The sequence below is a fragment of the Streptococcus milleri genome, from assembly GCF_900636525.1.
Classification (GTDB): domain Bacteria; phylum Bacillota; class Bacilli; order Lactobacillales; family Streptococcaceae; genus Streptococcus; species Streptococcus hominis.
Genome location: NZ_LR134288.1, coordinates 1,600,411 through 1,619,235, shown reverse-complemented (window position 1 = coordinate 1,619,235; position 18,825 = coordinate 1,600,411). Strand labels below are relative to the sequence as shown.

Annotated in this window: 15 protein-coding genes; 10 read left to right on the top strand and 5 right to left on the bottom strand. The window is 38.7% G+C overall.

The window, feature by feature from the left end; translation table 11 throughout:
- The first annotated feature begins 275 nt into the window (after positions 1–275).
- From EL087_RS07955 to EL087_RS07905, 10 genes are all read left to right on the top strand, one after another.
- Positions 276–1,109: a Cof-type HAD-IIB family hydrolase gene (locus EL087_RS07955; protein ID WP_126407869.1), complete on the top strand. Its 834-nt coding sequence runs from the start codon at positions 276–278 to the stop codon at positions 1,107–1,109.
- Positions 1,106–1,738, top strand: coding sequence for an SGNH/GDSL hydrolase family protein (locus EL087_RS07950; protein WP_126407867.1), 633 nt, complete (start codon positions 1,106–1,108; stop codon positions 1,736–1,738). The genes EL087_RS07955 and EL087_RS07950 overlap by 4 nt, the downstream gene beginning before the upstream one ends.
- A 148-nt stretch (positions 1,739–1,886) precedes the next feature.
- Complete coding sequence (locus EL087_RS07945; RefSeq protein ID WP_022526473.1) at positions 1,887–2,759, top strand: helix-turn-helix domain-containing protein; 873 nt, start codon at positions 1,887–1,889, stop codon at positions 2,757–2,759.
- 403 nt (positions 2,760–3,162) lie between these two features.
- The gene (locus EL087_RS07935) at positions 3,163–3,702 is read left to right on the top strand and encodes an SH3 domain-containing protein (RefSeq protein ID WP_021002108.1); all 540 of its coding nucleotides are present in this window, start codon (positions 3,163–3,165) and stop codon (positions 3,700–3,702) included.
- 258 nt (positions 3,703–3,960) lie between these two features.
- Complete coding sequence (gene ldcB, locus EL087_RS07930) at positions 3,961–7,266, top strand: LD-carboxypeptidase LdcB/DacB (RefSeq protein ID WP_126407863.1); 3,306 nt, start codon at positions 3,961–3,963, stop codon at positions 7,264–7,266.
- A gap of 255 nt (positions 7,267–7,521) precedes the next feature.
- Positions 7,522–9,327, top strand: coding sequence for a pyruvate oxidase (spxB, locus tag EL087_RS07925; protein WP_126407861.1), 1,806 nt, complete (start codon positions 7,522–7,524; stop codon positions 9,325–9,327).
- A 259-nt stretch (positions 9,328–9,586) separates the two neighbouring features.
- A complete protein-coding gene (gene lctO / locus EL087_RS07920) occupies positions 9,587–10,723 on the top strand; it encodes an L-lactate oxidase (RefSeq protein WP_126408177.1) in 1,137 nt (378 codons plus the stop codon).
- Between the two features lie 254 nt (positions 10,724–10,977).
- Positions 10,978–12,417: a 6-phospho-beta-glucosidase gene (locus EL087_RS07915; protein WP_126407859.1), complete on the top strand. Its 1,440-nt coding sequence runs from the start codon at positions 10,978–10,980 to the stop codon at positions 12,415–12,417.
- 200 nt (positions 12,418–12,617) lie between these two features.
- Complete coding sequence (locus EL087_RS07910) at positions 12,618–13,295, top strand: response regulator transcription factor (RefSeq protein ID WP_126407857.1); 678 nt, start codon at positions 12,618–12,620, stop codon at positions 13,293–13,295.
- Between the two features lie 2 nt (positions 13,296–13,297).
- Entirely contained in the window at positions 13,298–14,197 is a 900-nt protein-coding gene (locus EL087_RS07905) for a sensor histidine kinase (RefSeq protein ID WP_126407855.1), read from the top strand.
- 17 nt (positions 14,198–14,214) lie between these two features.
- Here the strand turns inward: EL087_RS07905 and EL087_RS07900 are convergent, their stop codons facing one another.
- The 5 genes from EL087_RS07900 to EL087_RS07880 form a co-directional block, all read right to left on the bottom strand.
- Positions 14,215–14,973 (bottom strand): ABC transporter permease, encoded by a 759-nt coding sequence (locus EL087_RS07900; protein WP_126407853.1) that lies wholly within the window; start codon positions 14,971–14,973, stop codon positions 14,215–14,217.
- Positions 14,974–14,986: 13 nt separating this feature from the next.
- Positions 14,987–15,895 carry an ATP-binding cassette domain-containing protein gene (locus EL087_RS07895; RefSeq protein ID WP_126407851.1) on the bottom strand — a complete coding sequence of 303 codons (909 nt, stop codon included), beginning with the start codon at positions 15,893–15,895 and terminating at the stop codon, positions 14,987–14,989.
- Between the two features lie 125 nt (positions 15,896–16,020).
- A complete protein-coding gene (locus EL087_RS07890; RefSeq protein ID WP_126407849.1) occupies positions 16,021–16,647 on the bottom strand; it encodes an alpha/beta fold hydrolase in 627 nt (208 codons plus the stop codon).
- Between the two features lie 193 nt (positions 16,648–16,840).
- Positions 16,841–17,494 carry an energy-coupling factor transporter transmembrane component T gene (locus EL087_RS07885; RefSeq protein WP_126407847.1) on the bottom strand — a complete coding sequence of 218 codons (654 nt, stop codon included), beginning with the start codon at positions 17,492–17,494 and terminating at the stop codon, positions 16,841–16,843.
- On the bottom strand, positions 17,491–18,825 hold the full coding sequence (locus EL087_RS07880; RefSeq protein ID WP_126407845.1) for an ATP-binding cassette domain-containing protein: 1,335 nt from the start codon (positions 18,823–18,825) through the stop codon (positions 17,491–17,493). The genes EL087_RS07885 and EL087_RS07880 overlap by 4 nt, the downstream gene beginning before the upstream one ends.

Genomic DNA, 18,825 nt, shown 5'->3' with positions numbered 1-18,825 from the left:
GTTTAAAACTATACCCGAAAAGACCAGTCCTTGCTTGAATACAATTGTTTCCTCTTCACCCCTCTTTTTTGGTAAAATAGAAGAAAAAGGTTTGTTTACTATTTTGATATTTTTTAAATGTGCTATAATCCTTTTGAATAGGATGTAAATGTAGCCAATCCTGTCCTGCATTATCCAAGCGGAATTACAGAAATGGTAAAAGGATAGTTGTACATCATGAAATAAATGAACGTTGGGATTTGAATTTGAAATGAATGATTGTTAAAGGTGATAACATGACAATTAAGATGGTTGTGACCGATATGGACGGAACGCTCTTAGATGAAAAAGGGGAATTCGATCGAGGTCGGTTGAAAAATATATTGGATGAGCTGGACAAGCAGGAGATGCGGTTTGTGGTGGCAACTGGTAATGAAATTCATCGAATGCGCCTGCTGTTTGGTGATTTATTGGAGCGCGTGACCTTGATTGCCGCAAACGGTGCGCGAATTTTTGATAAAAACGAGATACTGCTGGGCACATGTTGGTCTCCGGACTTGGTGGCACAGGTTTTGTCTTATTTTGAAGGGAGAGAACGCGATGTACACTTAGTTGTTACAGCTGAAAATGGTGCCTTTGTCAAAACGGGGACAACTTTTCCAATGATTGAAAAAGTTATGACAGCAGAAATGGCACAAGAATTTTATCGAAAGATAAACTTTGTCGAAGCATTGCGTCCGGACGATTTTCCACAAGTCTTGAAAATGAGTATGATGGTAAACGAGCAAGTAGCAGTTCAAGCTACTCGACAGCTCAATCAGGATTTTGAAGGTACCTTAAATGCGGTCACAAGCGGTTATGGAGCGATTGATATTTTACAAAAAGGGATCCATAAAGCTTGGGGATTGAAACAACTGATGCAAAAATGGAAAATTCAAGAGCAAGACATCATGGCCTTTGGAGATAGTGAAAATGACATTGAAATGCTGCAATTAGCAGGGATTTCCTATGCTATGGAGAATGCTGATCCGAGAGTAAAAACAGTTGCCGATCACCTTGCACCAGCCAATACAGAGGCAGGAGTCTTAAAAATATTAGAGAACTATTTGAGCAAAGGAGCGTGTATATGACAGTTCAATTACTAGACCAATGGCTTTTAAATGAACAAGAACAAATTAGAAAAAAATACCAAAATTTGAATTGTATATCCATCAAAGATCCCGATGTACTTTTTCTGGGAGATTCTATAGTTGAATATTTTCCATTGTACGAGCTGTTGAAGACGCCCAAAACAGTGATAAATCGTGGTATTCGAGGTTATCGGTCAGATTTGCTACTAGAGCATTTAGAATCTTTTTTATTTGGGCAGGCAGTTGATAAGATTTTTCTTCTCATCGGCACTAATGATATTGGAAAGGAAATTCCGCAGCAAGAAACGGTAAAAAATGTGGAAAGCATCATCCAAACGATTGCTAGAAATTATCCTCTTGCAGAAATCTGCCTTCTGTCTGTTTTACCAGTCAATGAAAGCCCTACTTACAAAAAGCGCGTTCATCTAAGAAGCAATCGAAAAGTTCAAAGTCTCAACCATGTCTATCAAGAGTTGACTTCTGCTTATATGAATGTGACTTTTGTAAATGTCTATGACGCCCTACTAGACGAAACAGGACAATTAAAAGAAGCATTTACCACTGACGGGCTGCATTTGACGGTCGCAGGCTATCAAGTGCTGGCAGAGCGAATAGCAGAACAGTTATAATCTTTGAGTCAACTATAGATTAGCAATTTTGAACTCGTTTTAATGGGGATAATATCAAAAAATTATTATTGTCATAAAAATTTAATTTTATATACTTTAACTCATATGATATAATGAAACATAATTTATAAAATATTGAAGGAATAGTATGAGTACATTATTAGCTACAAGATTAAAAAGTAAGCGATTGGAATTAGGGTTATCCCAAAAAGAATTAGCAGAAGGGGTATGTGAGCAAGGTCAGATTAGTAGAATGGAAAAAGGCAAGTATATGCCTGGTTCGGATCTTTTATATTCATTATCAAAAAAAATGAATGTAACAATGAACTATTTTTTTGATGATAGTGTACTTGGTGAGACATCTAAGTTGGTACAATTTAAAGAGCTGGTAGAATCTTTTCTAGTAAAGCGTGAGTATGATTCATTAAAATATTTATACAGTTTAGAAATTGATAAACAACATAGATTGCCACTATCAGACCAAAATTATCTTGAATGGATAGGGGCAATTGTTTCATTTCATTGTGATAATAAAAGAGAAGAGGCTATTAAAAAATTAGAACAAATGCTTGTGCGATTAAGTAAAGATGAGTTAATGTACCTCCGTATCTCTAATACCTTGCTTAATTTCTTTTTAGAAGAAAAAAATAATGATGAATTTGAAAAATGTTATCAAGCAGTACTACCTAAACTTCAAAGTATTGACTTTACTCATATAATAGAGCTGAAAATTTATATTAAAATTAGATATAATTTTTGCCGATATCTTTGGAAAAGTTCTCAGATTGAAAAGGGAATAGAGGAAACGCTTGATGTTATTGAAAAATGTAATGAATACAGTTGTAGTTATTTATTAGCAGATTTATACTGTATATTAGCGAATATTAGCGAGGATTTTTCTAGCCAAAGTATTGTAAAACAATATTTTACACTTTCGCAAGTATTATATAAACTAAGCGGTAATGAAAAAATGGCATTGACGCTTGAAAAGTATCTTCGTGATAATTTTCAAAAAGTGTAAGTTAAAGATAAATTTTAGAAAACACGAATAATCTTATGTCCAGTTGATTATGGGGCTAATTTTATTCGTGTTTTATTTTTTGAACTGCTACCTTACAACTAAGTGAATATATCCAAACACGTAAGATGATTATAGTCATAATTACAAAAAAAATAACTATTTTTATAAAAATCTATTGAAATAGTTTATTCAAAGGTATATAATGTGTACCTAGAAAGGAGATTTAATTCTGTGAAAAACATAAAAAATGTTATCAAAATTTTGTTGTTCCTATCAGGAATATGAGAACAAGGTAATTGTTTCAAATAAATTACAAATATTTCTAAAATATGTTGATTTTTACAAAACAAAGTTATATAATGACTTTGGAATTTAAAGATTCCTGAAAAAGAAAGGAAATACAATGAAAAAATCATATAAATTGGCAAGTGTAACCATGTTATGTTCCTTGTTTTTACTTGGTGCTTGTCATAAAAACGAAGTCAAAAGTGGGACAAATGGACATTCAGTAAAAACAACGAAAACAACAAAAAGTAGTAGTTCTAAAAAGACAAAAGCTTCTCAAAATAACAAAACGTCTACTAATGATAATAAAACAACTGATAAAGAGCAAGACAATTCGGTTACAAATGCTCAATCATCAGAGATTAGTAATTCAAATAGCCAAAATAGTGCAAGTAGTCAGCAATCTTCGACTCCTTCAATTGTTCAATCTCAAGGAGGAGGTACTCAAGTGACCTCTGGAACTCTTGAACTGTACCAAGACACGCCAGTTTATGCTTCACCAGATAAATCAAGCGAAGTTGCTTATACTTATCCTAAAGGAAATGTTGATTGGGATCAGTATGTTTTTGAAAACGGTGAAAATTGGTATAGTTTTGTAGTTTCTAATGGAACAGAGTCTAAGCGTTACTACATAGCCTATTCAGATGTAAAACATTAAAGATATTGTTAACCTTTTTTCTTGGACAAGAGAAATATTACAAATAAATTACAAACATTTATAAAATGTGTTAATTTTTACAAAACAAAGTTGTATAATGATTTTGGAATTTAAGGATTCCTGCAGGCATAGCTGATCCTATTACAGGAAATGTCTCTAATACAGATCGTATTTTGATTGGGCAAGATGAAAATGCCAATGCACATACCTTTTATAGAAATTAAGATGATAAACATAAATTAGAAAGTAGGACAAGTGATGAAAAAAAGAATGTTTGATCACGAAGAACAACGTTTTTCCATTCGTAAATATTCGTGCGGTGCAGCTTCTGTTTTGATTGGATGTGTCCTCTTTATGGGCGGTCAAACCGTGTTAGCTGATGAACAAGCCACGACTGGAACAGTACCAGAAGCGGCTCAAGTTGGCACAGTAAATAAGACTCAAAACACAACTGAATCAATTGATGTGTCTTCTCAATCAGCAGCAACTCAGAAAGGAACTGCTGTAACAACAACTGCGCCAGCTAGCTCATCAGCGGATAAAGCTGTTTCTGTAGCTACAGAGACGACACCTTCTCAAACAACGACTGTTGATGCAGCGACACAGACAGAAGACGAAACAACAAATTCATCTGTTGATGCAACAACAGACACAGCTGATTCTTCAACAACTGCAAAAGTTGAAAAGAATCCTGCTGAAAAAGAAGCAGGAAAAAAAGAAATTGATGTCGCAAAGTTGATGGCTAAAACGCAAACAGCGCACGAAGCACGTTTGGCAGAATCCAAAGTAACGCAAAGTGTACCATCCTTACCAAGTCAGGGCTATTACACTTATACGAAACGTACGGAAGTGAAAAATGAACCGAAAGCAAGTGCAGCATTGCAATTTTATGTAAATGCGGGGGATCGTGTTTTTTACGACCAAGTTTTGATTGCAGATGGATACCAATGGCTAAGTTACCGCTCTTATAGTGGTGTTCGTCGCTATGCGGCTATTAACAAGCTGATTCAATCTGAACCTCAACAGCCAGCAAAGCAAACACCTTCTTCAACAGGAACACTCCCTTCTAGAGGAAGATATACTTTCTCTGGAACGACAGAGGTTAAGAATGAAGCCAAATTGTCAGCTCCGACACAATTTACTTTTAATAGAGGCGATAGCGTTAACTATGATAAAGTGCTGGAAAATGATGGTTATCAATGGATTAGCTATATTTCTTATAGTGGAATGCGTCGTTATGCAGCTGTTACAAAGTTAGCTCAGCCAGCACCTCAAAGACCAGCTCAAAGTCAAGTGACAGGTACGATTCACATTGAAAATAAGACCTCGCAAGGCTTTGATGTGGTGGTGACGAATGTCAACTCGACCAAGGGTGTGAAGACGGTGAAGTTGCCTATTTGGTCTAGCCAAGGCGGTCAAGATGACATCATCTGGTACGATGCCACTAAGCAAAATGACGGCACTTATAAATTGAGTGTGGACATTCGTCGTCATAAGAATAACTACGGCGACTATAATGTGCACATGTATTACGTTCAGTCAGACGGCAGCTTGCAAGGTGTGACGGGTACCACGACTAAGGTGGAAGAACCTAAATATAGTGTGACCGGCACGATTCACATTGAAAATAAGACTTCGCAAGGTTTTGATGTGGTAGTGACAGATGTTAGCTCCACCAAAGGCGTGAAGACAGTGAAGCTGCCTGTTTGGTCCAGTCAAGGCGGTCAAGATGACATCATCTGGTACGATGCAGCCAAGCAAATAGACGGCACCTACAAGTTGAGTGTGGATATTCGTCGCCATAAAAATAATCGAGGCGAATACAACATTCACATGTATTACGTTCAGTCAGATGGTAGCTTGCAAGGTGTAACGGGTACCACGACTAAGGTGGAAGAGCCAAAATATAGTGTGACTGGCACCATTAACATTCAAAATAAGACATCTCAAGGCTTTGATGTCCTGATTACAAATGCGTCAGACAGCAATGGAATTTCTAGAGTGAAAGTTCCTATCTGGACAGATAAGGGCGGTCAAGACGATATTATTTGGTATGATGCCACTAAGCAAAGTGATGGAAATTATAAAGTTTCTGTCAATATTGATAAGCACAAGGGGGAATATGGCGAATATAATATTCACCTTTACTACATTGAATCAAATGGCAAAGTAAGAGGTGTTAGCGGTACCAAGACAACCGTAGTGGCACCAAGTTCTGCAAGAGAATCCATTCCGTCTCAAGGAGTTTATACTTTTAAAAAGGAAGTTGAAGTCAAAAATAGTCCCACAATGACGGCTAAGACTGAATTTACCTTTGCAAGAGGAGAAAGAATTCGCTATGATAAGGTATTGGACGCAGATCATCATCAATGGATTAGTTATGTTAGCTACAGTGGTACACGTCGCTATATCCCAATTGCAACCTTAACAAATGAAGAAGCTCCCAAACCTGTTCAGGTGACTGGCACGATTCACATTGAAAATAAGACCTCGCAAGGCTTTGATGTGGTGGTAACGAATGTCAGCTCGACCAAGGGTGTGAAGACAGTGAAGTTGCCTATTTGGTCTAGTCAAGGCGGTCAAGATGATGTAATCTGGTACGATGCGATTAAGCAAACAGATGGCACCTATAAGTTGAGTGTAGATATCCGCCGTCATAAAAATAATCGCGGTGAATATAACATACACATGTATTACATTCAGTCAGACGGTAGCTTGCAAGGTATAACGGGTACAACGACCAAGGTGGAAGGCTCTCAAACGGGTGCAAAAGAAGTACAATATAATGGCTCTTACTACTTTATCCAAGGTAAATATGATGAAATTGTAGTAGCAAATAAAAAGCATCCGATGGCTGCTAACTACAATCCTGGTGAAAATCTAACTGCAAAAGCTGCTTTCCTTCGATTAAGAAATGATATGATTGCGAAAGGCTATAATGTTGGATACGCTTATAGTGGCTTCAGAACTTATGATTATCAAAAAGTTTTGTATCAAAATTATGTGAATAAAGATGGACAAGCTGCTGCGGATCGTTACTCTGCACGCCCCGGTTATAGTGAGCACCAAACAGGTCTTGTCTTTGATTTAACGGATAAAGCGGGCAATCTTTTAGAGGATACTGCTGCAAGTAATTGGTTGAAGAACAATGCACATCGCTACGGTTTTGTAGTCCGTTACCAACCAGGGAAAGAAGCTTCGACAGGATACATGCCAGAAGCATGGCATATTCGTTACATCGGTAAGGAAGCTGATGAAGTTTATCATTCTGGTTTGAGTTTAGAGGAATATTATGGCTTTGAAGGTGGAGATTACGCTTCATCAGTAACTCCGTCAAAACCAACGACTCCGTCACCCCAAACACCAGCTATCCCTGCTCAAGGTGTCTATCGTTTTACAAAACGCTCCTCTATCAAAGCAGAAGCTAGAATGTCAGCCCCTGAATTGGCTTATTATGACGCCGGGCAATCGGTCACTTATGATAAGGTTTTAAATGCAGATGGTGCGACATGGATTTCTTACATTGCTTTTAGCGGAAAGAGACGGTATATTGCTATTGCTTAATTCAAACTTTACAACATCTACGGTTCAATCCGTAGGTGTTTTTTTATATTTGAAAAACATTGTTTATCGTTTCACAAACTTAGATAAAGCATAAAAGGAAATGCTGTTGTGTATAGGCTTTTTTGATATTTTCTGAGATTGTGAAAATCTGTGAGCAAATTTTTTGTAAACGAATTCAAAAAGTATTATGATATTACCGTAACTAAAAAACAGATTTTGAAATTGCAATTCCATTCTCTGAGATGGAGGATTATTATGTCTAATGTGAAAACAGTGCCCGCTGCTGTTGCTATGCTTCGTGTATTGGAAGCATGGGGTGTGGAAAATGTTTACGGTTACCCTGGTGGTTCTGTCAATTCAACTATGAATGCGCTAGATCTGGAAAAGGAAAACATTCACTTTGTTCAAGTTCGTCACGAACAAGTTGGAGCTCTTGCAGCTGCAGCTCATGCTAAATTGACTGGAAAAATAGGCGTAACTCTTGGATCTGCTGGCCCTGGTGCTGTCAATCTTTTAAATGGCTTGTACGATGCGCGGGAAGATCATGCTCCGGTTTTGGCTTTGGTCGGTCAAGTTCCTAGCACAAATATGAATTATGATTATTTCCAAGAGTTTTCTGAATTACCGATGTTTAGTGATGTTGCGGTTTACAACCGAGTGGTTATGACACCAGAAAGTCTCCCCTATGTTGTCGATAAAGCGATTCGTGAGGCTTATAAACATAATGGTGTAGCTGTTGTTATTATGCCAAATAATTTTGGTTATGTAGAAATTCCAGATGTAGATTATGCTTCTCATACAGCAGAAAAAAACTTACCGTTGCCACAAGCAACGGATGCCGAAGTGGATCAATTTCTTGAACTAGTAAAAGCAGCTAAGCGTCCTATTTTTCATGTAGGTTCTGGTATCGGGAACAATGCCCAGTTATTGATAGAACTGTCTCAAAAATTGCAAATTCCGATTGCTGTAGCGGGTCTGGCTAAGGGCAAAATTCCAGATGACTTTGAAGCCAACTTAGGAACATTGAATCGTGCTGCTTCTAAGGTTGGTGATGAAGCTTTTGCGGCGGCTGATCTGGTGATTGCTCTTGGGACAAACTTCCCATTTGCCAACTTAGTTTATCGTTCTCATGATTTTAAGTTTGTTTCTATTGATATTGATGCTGCTAATTTTGGTCGTCATCACTACTTGGATTTAGGAATTTTATCAGATTCTGGAAGTTTTCTGAAAAAAGCCTTGGAACGTAGTGAAGCGGTCGCTCCGCAACCATTTTATCAAGCAAGTGTGGCAGCTATGAAAGATTGGAAAGCTTATCTGGAACGTTTAATGCAAAAAGCAGACGGACCACTAGAGTTTGAACAAGTTTATCGCGAAATCAACCGCATTTCAGATGCCAATGCTGTCTATGGTATTGATGTTGGGGACAATATTATCAATAGCTTCCGCTTCTTAAACTTTACATCAGAGAAGAAATGGACCATCTCCGCTCTTTTTGCCACCATGGGTTATGGTGTACCAGCTTCTATCGCAGGTCAATTTGCTTTTCCAAATCGCCAAGTTTTCAATATTGCTGGAGATGGTGCGTTTTCAATGGTCATGCAAGATTTGACGACCCAAGTCAAATACCAGTTGCCAATTATTAATATTATCACTTCTAACAATTCACTCAACTTTATCAAGTCTGAACAGGAAGATCTGGTCATGAACTTTTCAGGCGTAGATCTCTACGAAGTAGATTTTGCGAAAGTTGCAGAAGGAATGGGAGTAGAGGGAATAACAGTTAAAACTTTAGAGGAATTGCCAGCTGCATTTGACCGCGCACTTGAAGTTTCAAAATCTGGGAAGCCTGTTCTGATTGATGCTAAAATCACAGACAAACGTGGTATCCCTGTGGAAGAGTTGGAATTGGATATTGTTGATGGTGACTTTGTAGAAAAAATTTCTGCTGGTTATCAAGAAACACATGGTCAAATGAGTCCAGAAGAATTCTTTGCGGCTTATGATGGGCAAGAGCTGCGACCTATTACAGCTTATTTCAAAGAATATGGTGTCAAGCCATAACGTGAGCCACAGCTTATCTTAATTTTTACGACTGTTTATAGTAGTTAGAGCGGGAGGGCATCCCTCTCTAACTCTACTATAAATTTCAGAAGCTGTTTCACTTCATTAAATTGGTATAAATTTTATACAAATTCTTATTATTCTGATTTGTTAGATAGGCTGATTGAATTTTTTGTTTCGAGAGAATGAAAGCGCTTGCTTTAAAGGCTTGATTGAATTCTCTCTATGGATATGCGCATATAAGACAGGAGGAAATATGATGTCTTACCAAACTAGTAGTGCTGAAGGCCCAGTTGATTTCATTAACACTTATGATTTAGAGCCCATGGCTCAGAAGGTCATTCCCAAAGCTGCATTTGGCTATATTGCAAGTGGAGCCGAAGATACTTTTACTCTGCGGGAAAATATTCGTGCTTTTAACCATAAGCTAATTGTGCCTCATACACTTCGCAATGTGGAAAATCCAAGTACAGAGATTGAATTTGACGGGGATAAACTATCGTCTCCAATTATTCTAGCTCCGGTAGCGGCTCATAAGCTAGCGAATGTACAAGGAGAAGTGGCTTCATCAAAAGGTGTGCACGAATTTGGCTCTCTTTATACCACCAGCTCTTATTCCACAGTTGATCTTCCAGAAATTTCGCAAGCTCTTCAAGGAACACCACATTGGTTCCAGTTCTACTTTAGTAAAGATGATGACATTAATCGTCATATCATGGATCGGGTTAAAGCAGAAGGGTATAAAGCAATTGTTTTGACAGCGGATGCGACTGTTGGGGGCAATCGTGAAGTGGACAAACGCAATGGCTTTGTTTTTCCAGTTGGCATGCCGATTGTAGAAGAATACCTTCCTGATGGTGCAGGCAAGACAATGGACTTCGTTTACAAATCAGCTAAGCAAAAATTATCCCCTCGTGATGTGGAATTTATCGCATCTTACTCAGACCTTCCTGTCTATGTCAAAGGTCCACAATGCCGTGAAGATGTAGAGCGCTCGCTTGATGCCGGTGCTTCTGGTATTTGGGTAACCAACCACGGTGGACGGCAAATTGACGGCGGCCCGGCAGCATTTGATTCATTGCAAGAAGTGGCTGAAACAGTTGACAAACGTGTACCAATTGTCTTTGACTCAGGTGTCCGTCGTGGTCAGCATGTCTTTAAGGCACTCGCTTCTGGGGCAGATTTAGTGGCTATTGGACGACCTGTGATTTATGGTCTAGCTCTTGGTGGTAGTGTTGGTGTCCGCCAAGTCTTTGAGCATATCAATGATGAATTAAAAACAGTGATGCAATTATCTGGTACCCAAACGATTGAAGAAGTAAAACACTTCAAACTTCGTCATAATCCTTATAATCCAACTTTCCCAGTAGACCCACGGGATTTGAAATTGTACTAAAATGGATAAATTATCATCCAACTCTCTTTGGCGTTTCAAAGGGAGTTTTGTTATGCTAAGCGATAGAGAAATGAAGTCAGATACCCGATTTTAATAAAAACGTTCAGTTCTAAATGACAAAAGTTAGCAAAAGTCGTTAATGTACTTGGAAAATAGAATAGTATCACTATTTGACAGTATTTTATAAGAAAACTTCTTCTTTGTTTGTTATAATATAAAGTGTAGAAAACGTTTTATATTATAAGGAGGAAGATATGACAGAAAAATTGACTTTTCCAGATGGATTTTTATGGGGCGGAGCGACCGCTGCCAACCAATGTGAAGGGGCCTATGATGTTGATGGTAGAGGTCTTGCAAATGTCGATGTGGTGCCGATTGGTGCGGATCGTTTCCCGATTATTGCTGGTAAGAAGAAGATGTTTGACTTTGAGGATGGCTATTTCTATCCGGCAAAAGAATCCATTGATATGTATCATCATTTTAAAGAAGATATTGCGCTTTTTGGCGAAATGGGCTTTAAAACTTATCGACTCTCTATCGCCTGGTCTCGGATTTTTCCAAAGGGAGACGAGCTGGAACCTAATGAGGCAGGCTTGAAATTTTACGAAGACCTCTTTAAGGAATGCCATAAGTATGGCATCGAGCCTTTGGTGACTATTACCCACTTTGACTGTCCTATGCACTTGATTGAGGAGTACGGGGGGTGGCGCAGTCGCAAAATGCTGGAATTTTACGAGCGCCTTTGCTGTACGCTCTTTACTCGTTACAAGGGTTTGGTCAAATACTGGCTGACTTTCAATGAAATCAACATGATTCTCCATGCGCCTTTTATGGGAGCAGGACTTTACTTTGAAGAAGGGGAAAATGAAGAGCAGGTCAAATACCAAGCAGCTCATCATGAATTGGTAGCCTCAGCTATTGCGACGAAATTGGCACACGAGATCGACCCTGAAAACAAGGTTGGCTGCATGCTGGCAGCTGGTCAGTATTATCCAAATACAGCCAATCCGGCAGATTACTGGGCAGCTTTGCAGGAAGATCGAGAAAGCTATTTCTTCATCGATGTCCAGTCCAGAGGAGAATATCCAAACTATGCCAAGAAGAAATGGGAGCGTTTGGGTATTGAGGTTGAAATGACAAAAGAAGACCTAGGCTTGCTCAAGACCTATACGGTGGATTTTATTTCCTTCTCTTATTATTCTAGCCGTGTGGCTTCTGGTGATCCAAAGGTCAATGAAAAAACTGCCGGAAATATCTTTGCCTCGCTTAAGAATCCTTACCTAGAAGCTTCTGAGTGGGGTTGGCAGATTGATCCGCTGGGCTTGCGAATTACCCTCAATGTCATCTGGGATCGCTATCAAAAGCCTATGTTTATCGTGGAAAACGGTCTGGGAGCAGTTGATACACCGGATGAAAATGGCTATGTCGAAGATGACTACCGCATTGACTACCTAGCTGCCCATATCAAGGCGATGCGTGATGCAATCAATGTAGACGGCGTAGAACTTCTAGGATACACCACTTGGGGCTGTATCGACCTAGTGTCAGCCGGTACTGGCGAGATGAAAAAACGTTATGGCTTCATCTATGTTGACCGTGACAACGATGGAAACGGCACACTCAAACGTTCCAAGAAGAAATCCTTTGACTGGTATAAAGAAGTCATTGCGACTAATGGGGCAAGTGTGAAATAGAACAATTGGAGCATGAGACAGAATTTAAAATCATTTTAATCGGCTCTCTTATTTCAAGAATTCGGTGAGAGTGGGACAGAAATCAGTAGCTTCGTAGAAACTTGATTTCGTCATCCCACTCTCTTTTTTGCGTGCCGTTGACTTCCGTCTTTTTCCTTGTTACACTAAGGATAAAAGATTTCATTAGAAATGGAAGTAATATGGCTACTATTTTAATCATCGAAGATAATAACGATATCCATGAAATTTTAAAAGATTTGTTTGAAACCGAGCACAGAGTTTTCTCAGCTTATTCTGGAACGGAAGGACTGCTTGTTTTTGCGCAGCAGAAGATTGATTTGGTGCTGCTGGATATTATGTTGCCGGGAAAAAATGGTGATCAAGTCTTAGCAGAAATTCGCAAAAGCAGTCAGATTCCAGTGGTCATGCTGACAGCTTTGGGTGAGAAGCCGCTGGTTAGTCAGTATCTGTTGGACGGCGCGAATGATTACATCGTCAAACCGTTCGATCTGGACGAGCTTTTTGCGCGTGTGACAGTGCAGTTGCGTAACCACCTTTCACAAGAGCAAGCAACGGAAATTCAAGGGATAAAAAATATCCGTCTTTCACCAGATACATTTGAAGTGGTCAATGGCGAGAAGCGAGTTCGTTTGGGGAAGAAGGAGTATCAGATACTTCAAACCTTGCTTCGTCATCCGAAGAAAATTTACACAAAAGAAGAACTGTTTGAGTTGATTTGGGAAGAGGCGTATTTTCCGGAAGATAATACGCTCAACACTCATCTAAGCAATCTTCGCAAGAAATTGGCACAAGTAGATGATTCGGAAGCATATATCGAAACGATTTGGGGACTGGGTGTACGGCTTAAGGAGGACTGAGAATGCTTGAATTTATACTAATTATGTTCATCGGTCTGCTTGGGTTCTTGCTCGTGCGTTATCATGTTGCGGTCCGTAATTTTTCACAGCAGATTCGTGAGAAACGAGAAACTGGTAGTCAAATTCGTTTGGCACCTCAAAATCACAGCCAAACGATTGTTGAGTTGGCAAATGAAGTTGAAAAGCTCTTTCAAGAAGTAGAGCAGACACGTTTTATCGCTCGTCAGGAAAAGAAAACCTTGGATATGGCGATTAGCAATATTGCTCATGATATTCGCACACCTTTGACCATTGCTAGCGGTTATACCCAACAGCTTATAAAAGGAAAAGAAGAAAATGAACAGCTGTTGAAAATTGCGACCAATCTGTCCGTTGTTTCCAATCGTTTAGAAGCTCTCATGGAATACCGCCGTCTTATGGAAGGTGCAGTTCGACCACAGTTTCGGCAAATAGATATTTCCAAGCTGATTGCAAAGCAAATGCTTTCTTTTTATGATGCTTTTCAAAAGCAAGGAATTGAATTGCAAGTAAATTTGCAGGAGGGGTTAGTAATAAAGACAGATCCAGAAATTTTGGAGCGAATTGTCCAAAATATGTTGAGCAATGTCCTCAAGCATGGAAAGGAAACTGCCCAGCTATCTTTAATCCGAAAAGATGCGACTATTCATTTAAGTGTAAAAAACATTGTCCGTCAGCCCATTCAACATTTGGAAAAATTGACCAATCGTTTTTATTCTGAAAATCTCTCTAATACGGAAGAATCCTCTGGTTTAGGACTTTATATCACTCAGCAATTGGTAGATATTCTTGGCGGTGATTTAACCATGAAAGCTGAAGGAGAATGGTTTGGATTGTTTATCCGTTTGCGAATATTTTATACAGAAAAACAACTAATCATTTGACTAGCTGTTTTCTTTTGTTATAAATCTTTTCTTTTAAATACCTGTATACCACTAAATGTAAAAAGAAGTGTGATGAGAAGAGCGATGGTTATGGTTTTGAATACCATATCCTGTTTAGAAACCATGTCAAAATAGAATTGCATGTTCAAGTATTTCAACCAGTCAATATCTGGATAAAAGGCAGTTGGCAGACTTAGCAGGGAAACACCGATCAAATAAGTGAAAATAGCAGCTATAATAGAGTTGGTAGCATATAGTACGAAAGAAACAAGACTAACCCAAGCTAGGGTACAAATAAATTGAACCCCTATCGTAATGAGAAAATTAGAAAGAAAATGTTTGGGTGCGGTTCCCATACCATTGATGAGCGTAGCTGGAATAAATGAGGAATAGGTTAGAATCAATTGAAGTACGATGAGAGTTGCCAGAACAAGGAATTTAGATAAATAGAATTCTGCCCGTGAAATACCACTAGTAATAGAATTTTTATATAATTTCTGGGTGAGATCAATTCCAATCAATAAAACAACAAGGATAATAGTAAAGATAATGGTATTACTAAAATTATCAGAAGTCTTGGTGATAGCCTCAAAGCCAGTCCAGCCTCCGTTGTCGCCCAGTTTTTCTAAAGCTTTTGTATCTGTATGAACCCCGACATTCCCCATAACACCATAGAGCACACCGGATAATAGTGTGATGATAAAGAAGAACTCCGTAATCCAAAAACCCTTTGAGCGAAAGATACGATAAAAGTCTGCTTGAATAGTATGAAACATGATAAACCTCCCTCTATTCTACTAGATCTGTAAAGTATTTTTCTAAATCTTGACGAGCATAGTAGATTTCATTGATAGCAATATTCTCCTTTCCTAGCTCTTGAATAATCTTGTTGATTTCGTGCGAGTGAGTGAAAATATGCAGCTCGTCTGTTGCATTCACGACTTTCAGACGGTAGCCCAGATGATCGTGAAGAATTTTGCTTGCTTCAGCAAGATTATTTGTTTTCAAAACGATATAATCTTCATTTTCTTCTTCAAATTCTGCTTTAGTAATTTCTTTGATGAGTTTCCCATTTTCGATGATTCCGAACTTTGTAGCAACTAAATAAAGTTCACTTAAAATATGGCTAGAGATAATGAAAGTCATATCCAATTCGTCATTGAGCTGCTGCACTAGTTGGCGGAATTCTTTGATTCCGACAGGGTCAAGCCCGTTAATCGGTTCATCCAAAATCATCAAATCTGGTTTTGACAGAAGAGCAATGGCAATGCCCAAGCGCTGTTTCATTCCAAGAGAAAAATCTCGAAATTTTTTCTTACCAGTATTAGTCAAGCCCACATAAGAGAGAGTTTCTTGAATAACCTTATTTGCATTGGGAATATGTCGTATTTTGCAGCAATAGTTTAAATTTTCATAAGCGGTCAGGTGGGCATAAGCGGCAGGAGCTTCAATGACAGAACCGACTCGCTTGAGAGCGTGCGTCCATTCGGATTTATTAGAAGAGCCAAAGAGAGCAATCGTACCGCTATTGGGCTGAATCAGCTGGGTAATCACTTTGATGAGTGTTGTCTTACCAGCTCCATTTTTCCCAATTAGACCGTAAATTTCTCCTTGTTTCACAGTAAGACTAACATCATCTAGAGCCAGCTGTTGACCAAATCTCTTACTGATGTGTTTCATATTTACAACAGTTTCCATAACATGACCTCCATTTTTCTATCGTAGAGTTCCCCTCTGTTCACTATTTAGTATACAAAATGCTTGTCAAATAAGTCTCAAGCAATTCTCAAATATTTCTAAAATTTAAAAAATCTGAGCAAACCTCAGATTTCACAATTTTGTAGGATAAATCTTTCAATCATAGCGGCCATTTCTTGAGGGTGGTCTGTGTTAAGTGTATGATTTCCACCTGAAAGTGTCACAAAATCTGCTTGTGGTAAAGCTGCAGCTAATTTTTTAGAGGAAGGCAGGTTAGGCCAATCTTTGCTGCCACAGATGATGAGGCTGGGAAGTTGTATTGCACTTAGTTGACTTGATAAATCTAAATTTTTCAAGTCTTTTAACAGGCCAACAAAAGATTTTTTATGAAGCCCCTCTTTTTTGAATAGGGAGTCTGGTAGGCAAGAGAAGATAAGCAGCTGGAGTTTATAGAATAGATTGGAGCTTAGTTTATATTGAGTTCCTGATAAAACGAGTGCTTGGAGCTGAGGAAATTGTTGTCCCACTTTTAAGGCAAGAGTTCCACCGAGAGACAATCCAACTAGAACAAATGGTTCATTGATGGCTTGAAGTTCCTGACAAAGGTGTTGTTCTAGCTGAGAGACTGTCATGATGTTGTTATTTGTGTAAAAGAGGTCTAAAGCCTCGGTGTCATATTGTGGCAGAAGTTCACGGACTTTATCCCAAGAGTGTTTATCCTGTCCAAGTCCGTGTAAAAAAATGATTTTCATGAGTGATTCCTTTCTATTTTCAGCAAAAGAGATGGGAATGATTGTAAGAGTAAACCTATTAAAATCTATAATAAATTGGACTTGATATCATTATAGCATAAAGACGGTGCTTGTGTTGCGATAGAATACTTTAAATGGATAGAAAGACCTTTTAAAAAATGAAACTTATCGCAGTGTTTTTTGTATCAAATTCTTACTTTGGGATAAAAAGGGTTAAATTGATGATGAGGAAAATCAAGAAACAGACAAGGCTTGCACTTTTGGGTGTTTCCAATTGTCGGTAACAACTTCGCTTGATTGTTTCATCAAATCCGTGGGCGTACATAGCTTCCACATAGGAATCTCGCCAGTTAAAGGCAATAAAAATAGCTTTGATATAAAAGATTGGTGACCAGAAATGTAAGGTTTTACCTCGCAAGAGACTAGCTTCGCGAACAGCTTGGATTTCTTTTTGAATAATTGGAATAGCATTTAAGACAACGAGCAGTCCGTAAGTAAAGTGACTTGGAAATCCCTTCTGATGCCAGTAGCGCAAGAGTTGATTGAGGTTGACGCCGTATAAAAAGGTCATTCCCAGAGCTGCTAAAGCAAAGGAACGTGTAAACAGAACGCTTGCTTGACTTTTATCGCCGTGAAGCTGGATAGCCCAGAAATTTGCCAATGCCGGAAGCAACGGCAGAAGGAACACCCAGAGAATGCCCCACCATTTCCTAAGGTAAGTAAGGTAGATAAGTGTCCCTACGACAACAGCGCAGTTGAGCCATGTTGAGCGGACAAAGGAAATTTCTAGCGTCAATACAATGAGAAGGAGCAAGAGTGCTAGGACATTTGTTTCTTCTTTTTTCATAGCGCTCTCCTTTCTATCAGTCCGTGAGATGTCAGCTCTACCAAGTAATCGCTAATGCCGTCCAAGGGTTCTAAGCGATGAGAAATAATAATAAAGCTCTGTTGTGCAGCTTTTTCTCCAATCCAATTAGCAAAAAAAACACAGGCTTTTTTATCCAAGCCAGTAAAGGGCTCGTCCATGAGTATGACAGGAGTTTCCAAGGTCAGGATAGATAATAATTGAATGATTTTTTTTTGCCCACCACTCAAGTGGAAAAGGCTGGAATCCATTTTGTCCGCTAAACCAAATAAATCCAAAGCTTCTTGTACTTTTGCTTGGTTTTCGCTGGAAAGAGAGGACAGGTTTAATTCCTCTGTGGGTGTCGTCCGAATGAATTGCTTCTCTGCATCTTGGACAACGGCAGTAATATGGCGGTACAATTGTTTGCTTTTCTTGAGTTTTCGTCCTTGATAACTCATATTGCCTTTGTATTTTTGCAATTGCAAAATGGCACGAAAAAGAGTTGATTTGCCGGCACCGTTAGCTCCGATGAGTGTTGTAATACCTTGCTGAAAAGTAAAGTCCTCAATTGTAAAAAGTATTTTTTTGTCAAATTGACAGGAAACATGTTGCAATTGTAAGAGAGGACTTCGCTGGGTATTTTTACGTACCAGCTGATAGCTTGGGTGAGCCTTTTTTAAAAGAGCTACATCTTGTTTAAAAAGCTTCCCATTTTTTAATTCAACAAGGCAGTCGACATAGTCAGCATAGAGGCTACGATCATGGTCACATAAAATAACAGTCTTCCCCATTTTTGTCAAATCTGCTAGTAAATGAATCAAGCGTTTGCGTGCTACTTGATCGACAGAAGCAAAGGGTTCATCTAACAAAATAATTTGTGAATCCATAGCTAGCAGAACGGCTAGAGAAACTTGTTGTTTTTCTCCGCCAGATAAGGTTAGAAAATTACGATGGAGCAGGTGTTCTACTTTCCCAAGAGTGATAGCATGCTTGATTTCTGCATCAATCTGTTCAGCAGGCGTTTGGAGATTTTCCAACGTAAAAATCAATTCTTCATAGAGAGTTGGCATGGTGAATTGACGGCTTGGATTTTGGAACATCATACTGAGGTAGGTGACTCGTTCATGAATAGGTAAATGAGATAATAGTGTATCACCTAGTTTGACCTCTCCAGAGAAGTCTAGTTCGTTGAAATTCGTTAAAATCCGAAAAAGGGTTGATTTGCCAGCACCGGTATCACCAATCAAGAGCGTCATTTTTCCTGTTTCAAAGGCGAAGGTTAAATCTTTAAAGACATCTTTAAAATAAATGTGCTCTAATGTTAGTTTCAT